The 13,658-nt window shown below is 63.9% G+C and carries 12 protein-coding genes; 8 read left to right on the forward strand and 4 right to left on the reverse strand.

The features are described from left to right. Positions 1-60 precede the first annotated feature (60 nt). Complete coding sequence (locus tag HWY05_RS04805) at positions 61-1,008, forward strand: LysR substrate-binding domain-containing protein (protein WP_231585076.1); 948 nt, start codon at positions 61-63, stop codon at positions 1,006-1,008. Between the two features lie 153 nt (positions 1,009-1,161). Here HWY05_RS04805 and HWY05_RS04810 read toward each other — a convergent pair whose 3' ends face one another. Beyond that, entirely contained in the window at positions 1,162-2,745 is a 1,584-nt protein-coding gene (locus tag HWY05_RS04810; protein WP_176057554.1) for a PLP-dependent aminotransferase family protein, read from the reverse strand. Positions 2,746-2,865: 120 nt separating this feature from the next. Here HWY05_RS04810 and HWY05_RS04815 point away from each other — a divergent pair, with 120 nt between their 5' ends. Both HWY05_RS04815 and gabD read left to right on the forward strand, forming a co-directional pair. Continuing rightward, on the forward strand, positions 2,866-4,149 hold the full coding sequence (locus HWY05_RS04815; RefSeq protein WP_176057555.1) for a 4-aminobutyrate--2-oxoglutarate transaminase: 1,284 nt from the start codon (positions 2,866-2,868) through the stop codon (positions 4,147-4,149). An 11-nt stretch (positions 4,150-4,160) separates the two neighbouring features. Beyond that, complete coding sequence (gabD, locus tag HWY05_RS04820) at positions 4,161-5,621, forward strand: NADP-dependent succinate-semialdehyde dehydrogenase (protein ID WP_035558972.1); 1,461 nt, start codon at positions 4,161-4,163, stop codon at positions 5,619-5,621. 165 nt (positions 5,622-5,786) lie between these two features. Here the strand turns inward: gabD and HWY05_RS04825 are convergent, their stop codons facing one another. Both HWY05_RS04825 and HWY05_RS04830 read right to left on the reverse strand, forming a co-directional pair. After that, positions 5,787-6,113 (reverse strand): DUF4148 domain-containing protein, encoded by a 327-nt coding sequence (locus HWY05_RS04825; RefSeq protein WP_035558975.1) that lies wholly within the window; start codon positions 6,111-6,113, stop codon positions 5,787-5,789. A gap of 146 nt (positions 6,114-6,259) precedes the next feature. After that, positions 6,260-7,270, reverse strand: a complete 1,011-nt coding sequence (locus tag HWY05_RS04830; protein WP_176057556.1) for a GlxA family transcriptional regulator — start codon at positions 7,268-7,270, stop codon at positions 6,260-6,262. Between the two features lie 413 nt (positions 7,271-7,683). On the opposite strand from HWY05_RS04830, the gene HWY05_RS04835 reads away from it, so the two are divergent. The 5 genes from HWY05_RS04835 to HWY05_RS04855 all read left to right on the forward strand — a co-directional run bounded on the left by HWY05_RS04835 (position 7,684) and on the right by HWY05_RS04855 (position 12,273). Continuing rightward, the gene (locus HWY05_RS04835; RefSeq protein ID WP_176057557.1) at positions 7,684-8,637 is read left to right on the forward strand and encodes a choline ABC transporter substrate-binding protein; all 954 of its coding nucleotides are present in this window, start codon (positions 7,684-7,686) and stop codon (positions 8,635-8,637) included. Between the two features lie 35 nt (positions 8,638-8,672). Beyond that, entirely contained in the window at positions 8,673-9,602 is a 930-nt protein-coding gene (locus HWY05_RS04840; RefSeq protein ID WP_176057558.1) for a 3-keto-5-aminohexanoate cleavage protein, read from the forward strand. 123 nt (positions 9,603-9,725) lie between these two features. Continuing rightward, positions 9,726-10,691 (forward strand): L-carnitine dehydrogenase, encoded by a 966-nt coding sequence (locus HWY05_RS04845; protein ID WP_035558984.1) that lies wholly within the window; start codon positions 9,726-9,728, stop codon positions 10,689-10,691. Positions 10,692-10,792: 101 nt separating this feature from the next. Then, complete coding sequence (locus HWY05_RS04850) at positions 10,793-11,278, forward strand: thioesterase family protein (RefSeq protein ID WP_035558986.1); 486 nt, start codon at positions 10,793-10,795, stop codon at positions 11,276-11,278. A gap of 14 nt (positions 11,279-11,292) precedes the next feature. After that, positions 11,293-12,273, forward strand: a complete 981-nt coding sequence (locus tag HWY05_RS04855; RefSeq protein WP_176057559.1) for an alpha/beta hydrolase — start codon at positions 11,293-11,295, stop codon at positions 12,271-12,273. A 29-nt stretch (positions 12,274-12,302) separates the two neighbouring features. Here the strand turns inward: HWY05_RS04855 and HWY05_RS04860 are convergent, their stop codons facing one another. Then, a complete protein-coding gene (locus tag HWY05_RS04860; RefSeq protein WP_035558992.1) occupies positions 12,303-13,265 on the reverse strand; it encodes a response regulator in 963 nt (320 codons plus the stop codon). Between the last annotated feature and the right edge of the window lie 393 nt (positions 13,266-13,658).

The following is a 13,658-nucleotide window of genomic DNA, read 5'->3' on the forward strand; positions in this document are numbered from 1 at the left end:
CGTAAAAGCGCCGGGCCGGTATCTTCAATTGATAGTTTCTGTTAGAAATACAAGCAATACTTGGATATAGGGCTTTTCTCGATGCGCCGCCTGCCGCCTCTGAATACCTTGCGCAGTTTCGAAGCCGCCGGCCGCCTCGGCAGTCTCAGCAAAGCCGCCGAAGAACTATGCGTCACGCACAGCGCGGTCACGCAACAGATCCGTTTGCTTGAAGAGTATCTCGGCCAGAAGCTGTTCGAACGCCGTGGCCGCAAGCTGGAAATGACGGCGCGCGCCAAACACTATCTGGTCGACGTTGCCAGTTGCCTCGGCCGCCTGAGCGAAGCCACCGAGCAGATGGGCGGCCCCGCCACACGCCGCACGATCCGGGTGAATACCACCGCTTCGTTCGCGCACGGCTGGCTGATTCCGCGGCTTGCGCAGTTTCACGCGCTGCAAGCCGACGTCGACGTCGAGATCGTCGCCGCCCCCGACCAGAAAATCGACCTCACCGACGAATCGCACGATGTGATCATCCGCCGCTTCGAGCCGAATCTGCGGCGCTACGGCTTCGATTCGCGCATGCTGATCGCGAACATCGCGGTGCCGGTGTGCTCGCCCGAACTGCGGGAGCTCGCGGCATTGCGCACGCCGGACGATCTGCGCCAGGTGCGTCTGCTGCATTTCGCCGGGATTCCCGAAGCATGGCAGTACTGGTTCCGCTGCGCGAACGTGATTGTCGGCGAAACGCTCAGCGGCCCGTTCTACGAACAGTTCTTCCTGCTGGTGCAGGCGGCTGCAAGCGGCCTGGGCGTGGCGCTCGCCCCGCGCGCGATCGTCGAGGAAGACGTGCAGCGCGGGCGTCTGGTGATGCTCTTTCCCGAAGTCCGACTCGAAGGACCGCCGTTTCACTGCCTGTATCGCGCGGCGCCGCAGGACCGAGAACTCAAGCTGTTTCTCGACTGGCTGTTCGATGCCGGACTTAAGACAACTGGCGCCGAATCGGAAGACACGGCTAAGTCCGTGTAACTGAAAGCGTCATTCGATCGGGTGTTGGTTCACGCGCGAGAAACCGGGCGCGCGCCGGATCGTTGCATGCGCATTCGTTACGCTAAAAGGAGTGCCGATTCGGATTTGTTGCGCGCGCAACGCCCGCTTTCTCGCCCCCTCGCTTCCTCACTCTCACGCGAATTGCGGCAACGTCGCGTCGATCGCGTCCGCCAACGTATTGAACGCCGGCGCGATGTCCTCATCCGGCACGCACGCATAGCCGATCAGCAAACCCGACGGCGCCAGCGAAGGCTGCGCGTAATACCCCGACAACGGCCGCACGACGATATTGCGCTCCAGCGCCGCCGTTGCCACGCGACGATCGTCGCTGCCTTCGGGCAACTGCATCACCAGATGCAAACCGGCATCGCCGCCCACAGCCGGTAATACATCGCCATAACGGTGTGCGGCGGCATCGAGCAGGGTCTGCCGGCGTTGCCCGTAAAGCGTGCGCATCTTGCGGATATGCGACGTGAAATGCCCTTCGGCGATGAACTCGGCGAGCATCGCCTGTTGCAACAACTGCCCCTCGCGATACAACTCGGCGCTCGCCGTGGCGAAACTTTCGGCCAGTGCTTCCGGCACGACCAGATAGCCGATGCGCAGCCCCGGAAACAGCGTCTTGCCGAAACTGCCCACATAGATCACCTGACCGGACGTGTCCAGCCCCTGCAGCGACGCCAACGGCCGACTGCCGTAGCGGAATTCGCTGTCGTAGTCGTCCTCGATGATCCAGCACTGGTTTTGCCGTGCGTATTCGAGCAGCATGCGGCGCCGCGCGAGGCTCATCACCATGCCGAGCGGGTATTGGTGCGACGGCGTGACGAGCATGAGCTTCGGTGGATGCGCGAGGTCGTCGGCGGAAGGATTGATGCCTTCGTCGTCGACCGCGATAGGCCGCGATTGCAGACCCGACACGTGCAGCACGCTGCGCACGCCCCAATAGCAAGGATCTTCGGTCCAGATCAGGTCGCCCGGATCGGACAGCAGCCGCACCGCGAGATCGACCGACTGGTGAATCCCGGTCGTGATGATGATCTGCTCGGGCGTGCAACGCACCGAGCGCGAGGTGCGCAGATAGTCGGCCAGCGCGTGCCGCAGCGACGCCAGCCCGCCGCCCGGCGCATACGTGAGGAGATCCGGGCGCAGCCGGCGCCAATACTTGTTGTGCAGCCGGCTCCACACACGCGCCGGAAACTTGGTGACGTCCGGTACGCCAGGCATGAACGCGCCCCACTGCCGCTTCGACACACCCGCACCCGCGATCAGCCGCGCGCCGCGCGTGGATAGCGCGCGCGCCGCCTGCAACGGCGGCGGCTCGCGGCGCGGGTCGGGCACGTTCGATGGATCTGTCCGGCCGAGCATGCCGGAGCCAATGCCTGAATCCATGCCTGAGGAGCCAAAGCCAACCCCAAACTCCCCCTCCGGCGCCCCAACAATCTCATCCGGCGCACTATCCGCCACGAAAGTACCGCGCCCCGTCGCCGAACTCACATAGCCCTCGAGCACCAACTGCTCGTACACCTGCGTGACGGTATTGCGCCCAATGCCCAACTCCTGCGCCAACAGCCGGGACGACGGCACCTTGCTGCCCGCCGGCAACTCGCGCGACAGGATCGCCTGCTGCAACAGCCGATGCAGTTGACGATAGATCGGCTGGCCGTTGCCGCGATCGAGGCGCTGCGCCAGCCAGTCGGACAAAACGCTCGCGCGCATGATTGGCTCCTACATTTTTATTGAAATGGCTCTGAAATTAAGAGCCAAATCTCATTATAGTCGCTGCATGTGCTGCGCTGAGAGCGCGGCGTCCGCGAAAACGAGGAGAAGGAGATGACCATGAAGAATGCCGAACTGAAAAGCCGCAAAGACGCCGCCACCCCGCGCGGCGTCGGCGTGATGTGCGATTTCTACGCCGCGCGCGCGGAGAACGCGGAACTGTGGGACGTGGAAGGCCGCCGCTTCATCGACTTCGCCGCGGGTATCGCGGTGTGCAACACGGGCCATCGCCATCCGAAGATTCTGGCCGCGATCCGCGACCAGCTCGATCACTTCACGCACACCGCGTATCAGATCGTGCCGTACGCGTCGTATGTCGAACTGGCCGAGAAGATCAACGCGCGCGCGCCCGGCGACTACCCGAAGAAGACCGCGTTCTTCACGACCGGCGCCGAAGCCGTCGAAAACGCCATCAAGATCGCCCGCGCCGCAACCGGCCGTCCGGGCGTGATCGCCTTCACCGGCGGCTTCCATGGCCGCACAATGATGGGCATGGCGCTGACCGGCAAGGTCGCGCCATACAAGATCGGCTTCGGTCCGTTCCCGTCGGACGTGTTCCACGCGCCGTTCCCGAATCCGCTGCACGGCGTGACCACCGCCGATTCGCTGAAGGCGATCGAATTCCTGTTCAAGGCCGACATCGATCCGAAGCGCGTGGCCGCGATCATTTTCGAACCGGTTCAGGGCGAAGGCGGTTTCTATCCGGCGCCGGCCGAGTTCGTGCGCGCGCTGCGCAAGCTGTGCAACGAGCACGGCATTCTGCTGATCGCCGACGAAGTGCAAACCGGCTTTGCCCGCACCGGCAAGCTGTTTGCCATGAACCACTACGACGTGGTGCCTGACCTGATGACCATGGCGAAGAGCCTGGCCGGCGGCATGCCACTGTCGGGCGTGGTCGGCCGCGCCGACCTGATGGACGCGGCAGCGCCCGGCGGTCTCGGCGGCACGTACGCGGGCAATCCGCTGGCAGTAGCCGCGGCACATGCGGTGCTCGACATCATCGACGAAGAAAAGCTGTGCGAGCGCGCCACGCTGCTGGGCGACCGCGTGAAAGCCAAGCTGATCGCGCTGCAAAGCGACGTGCCGCAAATCGCCGACGTGCGCGGCCCCGGCGGCATGGTCGCGGTGGAATTCTGCAAGGCCGGCGGCACCGAGCCGGATGCGGAGTTCACCAAGCGCGTGCAGACGCGCGCGCTCGAACGCGGTTTGCTGCTGCTGGTGTGCGGCGTGTATTCGAACGTGGTGCGCTTCCTGTTCCCGCTGACGATCCAGGAGGCCGTGTTCGACGAAGCCATGACGATCCTCGAAGAAGTCATCAAGGACAGCGTCGCGGTCGCGGCATAAGGACGAGACTCATGAACACGTTGACATTGAAAGACCCGACGCTTCTCAAGACCCACGCGTATATCGCGGGCGAATGGCAAGGCGCCGACGACGGCGCGACCTTCGAGGTGAAGAACCCCGCCACCGGCGAAACCATCGCGACGGTGCCGCGCATGGGCACGGCGGAAACGCGTCGCGCGATCGACACCGCCAACGCGGCCTGGCCCGCCTGGCGCGCCACGACCGCGAAGCAGCGCGCGGTAATCCTGCGCAAATGGCATGACCTGATGATGGAAAACGCCGACGACCTGGCGAAGATCCTCACCACGGAACAAGGCAAGCCGCTCGCCGAAGCCAAGGGCGAGATCCAGTACGCCGCGTCGTTCCTCGAATGGTTCGCGGAAGAAGGCAAGCGCGTGAACGGCGACACGATTCCCACGCCGGCCGGCGACAAACGCATTGTCGTGACCAAGGAACCGATCGGCGTGTGCGCGGCGATCACGCCGTGGAACTTCCCGGCGGCCATGATTACCCGCAAGGTCGGTCCGGCGTTGGCGGCAGGCTGCCCGATCATCGTCAAACCGGCCGAAGCGACGCCGCTGTCCGCGCTCGCGCTCGCCGTGCTGGCCGAACGCGCCGGCGTGCCGCGCGGCGTGTTCAACGTCGTGACCGGCGAGCCGAAAGCGATCGGCGCGGAAATGACCGGCAATCCGATCGTGCGCAAACTGTCGTTCACGGGTTCGACGCCGATAGGCCGTCTGCTGATGGCGCAGTGCGCGCCGACGGTCAAGAAGGTGTCGCTCGAACTCGGCGGCAATGCGCCGTTTATCGTGTTCGACGATGCCGATCTGGACGCGGCGGTGGCCGGCGCGATTGCGTCGAAGTATCGCAATAGCGGCCAGACCTGCGTCTGCACGAACCGCTTCTATGTGCACGACAAGGTGTACGACGCGTTCGCCGAGAAGCTGCGCGTCGCCGTCGAGCAACTGAAAGTTGGGCGCGGCACCGAAGACGGCGTCACGCAAGGTCCGCTGATCAACGAAGCGGCCGTGCTGAAGGTCGAGTCGCATATCGAAGATGCGTTGGCCAAGGGCGCGCGCATCGTCACGGGCGGCAAGCGTCATGCGCTCGGTCACGGCTTCTTCGAACCGACCGTGCTGGCGGATGTGACGCCGGCCATGAAAGTCGCGCGCGATGAAACCTTCGGGCCGCTCGCGCCATTGTTCCGTTTCTCGTCGGATGAGGAAGTGATTCGCCTCGCCAACGATACCGAGTTCGGGCTCGCGTCGTATTTCTTCAGCCGCGATATCGGCCGTGTCTGGCGGGTTGCCGAAGCGCTCGAATACGGCATGGTCGGGATCAACACCGGCCTGATCTCGAACGAAGTCGCACCGTTCGGCGGCGTCAAGCAATCGGGCCTGGGTCGCGAAGGCTCGCATTACGGTATCGATGACTACGTGGTCATCAAATACCTGTGCATCGGCGGGATCTGATCGTCAGGACGCTTGAAGCATGAAGAACGGCCACGTCGGTTGATCCGGCGTGGCCGTTTTTTTCGCTGAATGCAAAACAGGCTTGCGTCACCTCACGGTGAAGCAAGCCTGTTGCGTTTGCTGCGTATCGAACTGGCGCAAGCGATCGGCTCGCGCCGCAGTCGATTAGTGACCGTAGTTGGCAACCGGTGCCGAGTACGAGCTCGGCGTCGTGCTTGCACGGCTACCTGCTTGCGACGAACCATTCGTGGCCGAACCATAACCGCTGGTTTGCGCATTGCCGTTCTGGGCAGCGACGCGGGCTTCGGCAGCCTGAATGTTGGCCGGGTAGTCGTAGTCGTTCGCGGTTGCCGGGTTGTAGCCGGCCTTTTCCAGTTGCACCAGCTCAGCGCGCACCTGAGCGCGGGTAACCGGTTGATTCGACTGGGCGAAAGCGGCCAGCGGCGCGGTAATAAGGGCGGCGATAACTGCGGCTTCGATCAGCGACTTCATGATAACTACCTCCAGAGATTTTTTTGTCTAGCGCTGCGAGGCGTTATGTCTGCAGCGGATGGAGGAAGTGTAGGAGTCGGGTCGCCTAGGGTAAACCCCTAAAGTACCAATTGAGTGTTGTGAAAATCGAGATAATCGCCAGATCGTTAGCTTTCTGAAAGCACCGAAACAGGCATCGGCGCGTCCGGCAACGGGGACTCGGCGGCATTTCTCCCGCCCAGCGGCTGCCGATCGCTTCTCGGACTCGCACCGAAGCGCGCGCGATACGTCCGCGAAAAATGCGACGGCGACTCGAAGCCGCACGCCACACAAATCGACGTGATCGACATGTCGGTCTGTTGCAGCAACTCACGCGCTCGGGCGAGGCGCAGTTGCAGATAGAAATGCGTCGGCGTGTCCTTCAGCGACGCGCAGAAAAGCCGCTCCAGTTGCCGCCGCGTCACGCCGATTTCCTGCGCGAGCTGGTCCGGCGCAAGCGGCTCTTCCATGTGCTGTTCCATCACGCCGATCACCTGAATCAGCTTGCGATTGTGCACGCCGTAACGCGCGGCGATCTCCATGCGCTGATGGTCCGAACGCTGGCGGATACGGCTCACCACGAATTGCTCCGACACGGCCGAGGCCAGCGTCGCACCATGCTTGCGGCCGATCAGGTCGAGCATCATATCGATCGACGCCGTGCCGCCCGCGCACGTAATGCGCCGCGCGCCGATCTCGAACAGCTCCTGGCTGGCATCCAGCGACGGATAGCGCTCGCGGAACGCCGACAGTGCTTCCCAATGCACGGTCACGCTGTCCGTACCGTTCAGTAGCCCGGCTTCCGCAAGCACGAAACTGCCGGTGTCGATGCCGCCGAGCGTCGCGCCGGCGCGCTCGATCCGCTTCAGCGAATCGGCCAGCGCGCGGCTATAGCAGGCAAGCGGTTCAAAGCCCGCGACCACGAACAGCGTCTGCGCTGTAGCGACCTCGCCGATGGCCGCATCCGCGTTGATCGAAATGCCGTTGCTGGCCGCGACCGGCGCACCGTCGAGACTGAGAATGCGCCAGCGGTACAGCGCATCGCGAAAGCGGTTCGCCACCCGCAACGGTTCCACCGCCGACATGAAACCGATCGCCGAAAAGCCCGGCAGCAGCAGGAACGACATATCTTCGGGCATCGTGCTCGGACTCGATCAGGGATACAACGCGGACTACAACGCGGGGGCGCGGGGTCCCGGCGAGCGTAGCAAGCAGTGCATCAACCGGCAAGACGCGCCAAAAATCCGCGCTGCGAGGCGACCGGATGCGCGTGGGATGAGATGCGAATGCGTGTTGCACTGCAATGCCGCCATGCCACGCGTCATAGCCCGCACTGCTGGTTTTCCCTCGGGGTCGCGTCAGAGCAAGAACGGGTCGCTGGCGGTCGCTTTGGCGGGAATATGGGGCATTAACGTAACGTCATGCCTGCAGTCCCGCCTCACCCAGTTTGTTGCTGTATCCAAACCGTCGCGCCAGTCCGAAGGCCGCTTCGCCGTTCGAGCCGCAGCCCGGTTCGAAACACGCCGTTCAACGTGTCAGAAGGGGGAACCTCATGAAGTGTCGTCTCAATGCCTTGCTTGCCTATCTCGTCGGCTTCGCCGCCATCGCCGCCGCAGCGCCCGCCTTCGCGCAGGATCCGGCCGCTTGCCGCGCGGTGCATTTCGCCGACATCGGCTGGACGGATATCACGTCGACTACCGCGTTGGCATCGACCATCTTCGAAGGACTCGGTTATCAGCCGGTGACCACCGTCGCCTCGGTACCGATCTCGTTCGCGGGCCTCAAGAGCAAGCAGATCGACGTGTCGCTCGGCTACTGGTGGCCGGTGCAGGAAAAAGCGATCAGCCCGTTCGTCGAGTCGAAAGCGATCAACGTACTGCAGCCGCCCAATCTGAGCGGCGCCAAGGCCACCTTCGCGGTGCCGAGTTATGAATACGACGCAGGCCTGAAGACCTTCGCCGACATCGCCAAACATCGCGACCAGCTCGACGGCAAGATCTACGGTATCGAACCCGGCAGCAGCGCGAACGCGGCGATCCAGAAAATGATCGCCAGCAATCAGTTCGGGCTCGGTGGTTTCAAGCTGATCGAATCGAGCGAAGCCGGCATGCTGGTGTCGGTGGATCGCGCGATCCGCGAGAAGAAATGGGTGGTGTTTCTCGGCTGGGAACCGCATCCGATGAACATCACGATCGACATGAAATATCTGACCGGCAGCGACGGCGTATTCGGTCCGAACGACGGCGAAGCACGCGTGTACACGCTGACGTCCCCCGACTTTCTGACGCGTTGCCCGAACGCCGGCAAGCTCGTGAGCAATCTGCGCTTTTCGACGCAACTGGAAAACGTCGTCATGCAGTCGGTCATGAACAAGGAAAAACCGGCCGACGCCGCCAAGGCGTATCTGAAGAAAAACCCGCAAGTACTCGACGCCTGGCTAGCCGGCGTGAAGACCTACGACGGCAAGGACGGCTTGCCCGCGGTGAAGGCCTATCTCGGCCTCTGAGCGTCGCGCATCTCAATCCACAGGAAATAGCACGCATGAATCATGAAGTCATCGTGACCTGCGCGGTCACAGGCGCCGGCGACACCGTCGGCAAACATCCGGCCATTCCGGTCACGCCGAAACAGATCGCCGAAGCCGCGATCGAAGCCGCCAAAGCCGGCGCCACCGTCGCGCACTGCCACGTGCGCGATCCGAAAACCGGACGCGGCAGCCGCGATCCGCAGTTGTACCGCGAGGTGGTCGACCGGATCCGCTCGTCGGGCACCGACGTGATCATTAACCTGACGGCGGGCATGGGCGGCGATCTGGAGATCGGTCCGGGAGAAGACCCAATGCGCTTCGGCGCCAACACTGATCTGGTGGGCGGCCTGACGCGTCTCGCGCACGTCGAGGAACTGCTGCCCGAAATCTGCACGCTCGATTGCGGCACGCTCAATTTCGGCGACGGCGATTACATCTACGTGTCGACGCCCGCCCAACTTCGCGCCGGTGCCCAGCGTATTCAGGAACTCGGCGTGAAGCCGGAACTGGAGATCTTCGACACCGGCCATCTGTGGTTCGCGAAGCAGTTGATTAAAGAAGGCCTGCTCGACGCGCCGCCGCTGTTCCAGATTTGCCTCGGCATTCCCTGGGGCGCGCCCGCCGACACCACGTCGATGAAAGCGATGGCCGACAACCTGCCGCCCGGCGCGCAATGGGCCGGCTTCGGGATCGGCCGCATGCAGATGCCGATGGTCGCGCAGGCGATGCTGCTCGGCGGTCACGTGCGCGTGGGGCTCGAAGACAACATCTGGCTCGACAAAGGTGTGCCCGCAACCAACGGCACGCTGGTGCAGCGCGCGGTGGAAATCATTGAACGGCTCGGCGCGCGTGCGCTGACGCCGGCTGAAGGACGCCGCAAGCTGGGCTTGCCGGCGCGTGGCGAGCGGCAACTGGAACGGCGTGCAGCCGGCCAGTATGCGTGATGGCGCGGTGTGAGCGTGGTGCTTCACGCTTCACGTCGCACGCGTGATTCAACGCCTCGCGGCGTCGAGCCGCGTCAACACGCTTCGACACTCTCGAACTCGTAGACAAAGGAAATCTCAGCAATGGCAGTGATCGTCGATATCAAAACATTTGCGGCCATCGGCGTGGGCGTGATCGGCAGCGGTTGGGTCGCGCGCGCGCTCGCGCATGGACTCGATGTGATCGCGTGGGACCCGGCGCCGGGCGCGGAAAAACAGTTGCGCGAGAACATCGCCAATGCGTGGCCGGCGCTCGAACGCGTCGGGCTGGCCGAGGGTGCGTCGCCGGAACGCTTGCGCTTTGTCGCGACGATCGAAGCGTGCGTCGCGCAGGCCGATTTCATTCAGGAAAGCGCGCCCGAACGCGAAGAACTGAAGCTCGCGCTGCACGAGCAGATCAGCCGCGCCGCGAAGCCGGACGCGATCATCGCGTCGTCCACGTCGGGGCTGTTGCCGAGCGACTTTTACGCGCGGGCGGTGAATCCGCAGCGCTGCATCGTCGGGCATCCGTTCAATCCGGTTTATCTGCTGCCGCTGGTCGAAGTGCTGGGCGGCGCCGCGACCGCGCCGGCAACGATCGACGCCGCGCTCAACATCTACCGCGCACTGTCGATGCGGCCGCTGCTCGTTCGCAAGGAAGTGCCGGGTTTTATCGCCGATCGTCTGCTCGAAGCGCTGTGGCGTGAGGCGCTGCATCTGGTGAACGAAGGCGTGGCGACGACCGGCGAAATCGACGACGCGATCCGCTTCGGCGCGGGCATCCGCTGGTCGTTCATGGGGACGTTCCTCACCTACACGCTCGCGGGCGGCGACGCCGGCATGCGTCACTTCATGCAGCAGTTCGGCCCTGCGCTCGAACTACCATGGACTAAACTGGTGGCGCCGAAGCTCACGGACGAATTGATCGATCGCGTGGTGGACGGCACGGCGGAACAGGTCGGCCCGCGCTCGATCAAGCAGTTGGAGCGTTATCGCGACGATTGCATTACGAGCGTGCTGGCGGCGATCAGCGACGCGAAAGCGCGGCATGGATTGCAGCCTGCCGATTGACGCTGTGGGAGACGCCGCCTATGCCGCTCAGGCCGACGGTCCGGAGGCCTGAGCGGTACCGAACCTGAATCATTTCAACCGACCACGGAGACGATTTGCCCATGCCGCAACCCGCTTCTCTACCCAGCTATCGCGATTCAGTACGCGCGGAATGGGTCGACTACAACGGCCATTTGCGCGACGCGTTCTACATGCTGATCTTCAGCTTCGCGACGGATGCGTTGATCGACCTGATCGGTTTGCCCGACGCGGTGCGCAAGGCGCGCGGCCGCTCGATCTACACGCTCGAAGCGCACATCAACTATCTGCACGAGATCAAGGAGGGCACGCCGGTTCGCGTCGACATGCGGATACTCGGGCATGACGCAAAGCGGCTGCATCTGTATCTGGAGATGTTCGCGGGCGATGGCGCTGAACCGGTCGCCGCCGGCGAACAGATGCTGCTGCACGTCGACACCAGCGGCCCGCGCGCGGTCACGTTCGACCCTGACGTTGCGACTCTCGTGCGATCATTGGCCGATGCGCATGCCGAACGGCCCGCGGCAACATACGCGGGGCGCGTTATCGGCCTGCCGGTGAAGACCTAGACCAGTGAGTCAACATGCTCGAACCGCAAATTGCCGCATTCATCGAACGGGCCGTGGCGATTTATCCCGCGCACACTACGTCGCTGTCGCCGCGTGAACAGCGCGAGCTTTACGATCGCTACGCGGCCACACTGACGCCGGCGTTGCCGGACGAATTGAGCGTCAGGGACGCCGAGTTCCCAACCCGCGCAGGTCATGCGCTCAAGCTGCGGCTCTACCGGCATCGCGCGCGCGGCGAGCAGGCCGCTCACGGCGCCGTGTTGTACTTTCACGGCGGCGGCTTCGTGCTCGGCTCGCTGGACAGTCATCAGCTCGTCACGGCGCGCATTGCCACCGACACCGGGCTCGATGTCATTGCCGTCGATTACCGGCTGGCTCCCGAACACCGCGCGCCGGCCGCGCATGACGATTGTATCGAAGTCACACTCGCCGCGCTGGAACGACGGCTACCGTTCAATCTGAACAGCGGCACGACGTTGCAGCTCGCCGGCGACAGCGCGGGCGCCACGCTCGCGGCCAGCGTGGCGATGCGCCTGCGCGACGACGGCGTTGGCGGCGTGCAAGGGCTCGCGCTGGTCTATCCGATGCTCGGCACCGATCCGCAGCCGCCCGCCCGCGACACCGAAGCGCAAGCGCCCATGCTCAAGCTGAGCGACGTCCATTCGTTTCGTGATCTGTATTGGGGAGAGCAGCCGCCCTACCCGGCATGGACGATTCCGCTCGAAGGCACGCGCTTCGACGGCCTGCCGCCGACACTCGCGATCGGGGTCGAACATGATCCGCTAAGGGATGACGCGCGCGTGTTCGTGGAACGCATCGAGGCGGCTGGCGGCGAGGCCCGGCTCTGGATCGGCGCCGGGCTCGTGCATGGATGTTGGCGGGCGCTCGAATCGAGCCCTGGTGTGCGGATGCTGCATCGCCAGGTGTGCGATTTTCTGTCGGCACACGCCGCGCCGGTGTTCGACGCGGATGCTTCAAGCCATCGCGGCCGTTAACCGTTTCTCGGCCGTCGCTCAACGCCCAATCAGTGGACGCTCTCCTTGCGCCACTGCGAATACGTGACAAGGTCCATACCGACTTCCGCCGCTTCGATCCGCGTCCAGCAGTAGAACGCGTCTTCCCAGCCGGGAATCTTCTGCGGCGTAAGTGAACGGAAATTCAGTCCCGCGCGATAGGCCAGGTGCGGCCAGAACAACGGCATCGCCTCGCGCACCGCCATTTGCCGCAACAGCTCGACCGGACCGCTTTCGTCCGCGACGATCTCGCCCTGCGAGATCCAGTCGTTCTCCGCCCACGCAACGAATACGCTCGGATTACCGGCACGGTCGAACATCAGAATCGCGTTCTGCTCGGGACGCCAGTAGTACTCCACGATGCCGTGCGCGGCCACCACTTCGCCGATCACTTTTTTCGTGCGCGGGTCGCAGTACGTCAAGCCGTTTTCGCCCAACGCCAGCCAACCGCCTTCCGAACAGTGCCGGTTCTTCGCGTCGTTCAGAAAATGGACCAGCCGGTTGGCCGAATCGGTATCGGTCTTGCGCAGATACAGATCCACGATGCCGGCATTAAAGGCCTTCACCGCGACGGTTTCGTCCGCGACGCCGGTCAGCAGCACTTTCGCGCAGCGCAAATGGGCGATCGACGCGAGGAATTCCACCCCGCTCATGCCCGGCATGTCGTAGTCCACCACGACCGCCGCCACCTCCGCGAAGCGCGCGCCGCGCGCGAGCAGATCGCGCTCTGCCGACGTCTCGACCAGCCGCTCGATCCCGGTTTCGCTCAGACACGCCGACGCCGACGCGAACTCCAGCGAATTCTCGCGCGCATGCTGGCGAATGAACGCCAACGCGGTTTGCGGCCGCGAGAAAAACAGATTGGTCGACGTATCCGGAAAGAAACGGCGCAGTGCGTCGAGGTAACTATCGTTATCGTCGACGAAGACAACCGTGGCCGGATGGAAAACGGGGGGGCGAATAAAGTTGTTCATAAGCTCATGGGGACGATGCTGGCGCGCCGCGCACCTGCTGCGCGCCGGATTGCCTGCTGGCCGCCGGGCCGGTGCCTGTGGTCCATATAGTACAGGGCTCTTCAGGTAACGGCACAAACTTGCCTGGCGGCTTGCGATCGGGCATATGCCGATCGGATATGCGGCGCGGAACGGGGGCAAACGGCATGCGCCCACACCGGCCGCCAACAAACCGCTTACGGCCGGTCGCGAGCAAAAACCGCCTTGCACACGAAAACGTCGATCGCGAGGGCGGCGCTGGTAAAGTGCGCGTGATCCGCTTGCTTCCGTGACGCGTCCACCACCTGACCACCCTGGCCACGCCGCAATGCTGCTTAAACCAAACCAACGAAGCACCCGCGAACCGTGCCCGCG

Source organism: Paraburkholderia sp. BCC1876 (assembly GCF_902833695.1).
In the GTDB taxonomy this organism is placed as follows: domain Bacteria; phylum Pseudomonadota; class Gammaproteobacteria; order Burkholderiales; family Burkholderiaceae; genus Paraburkholderia.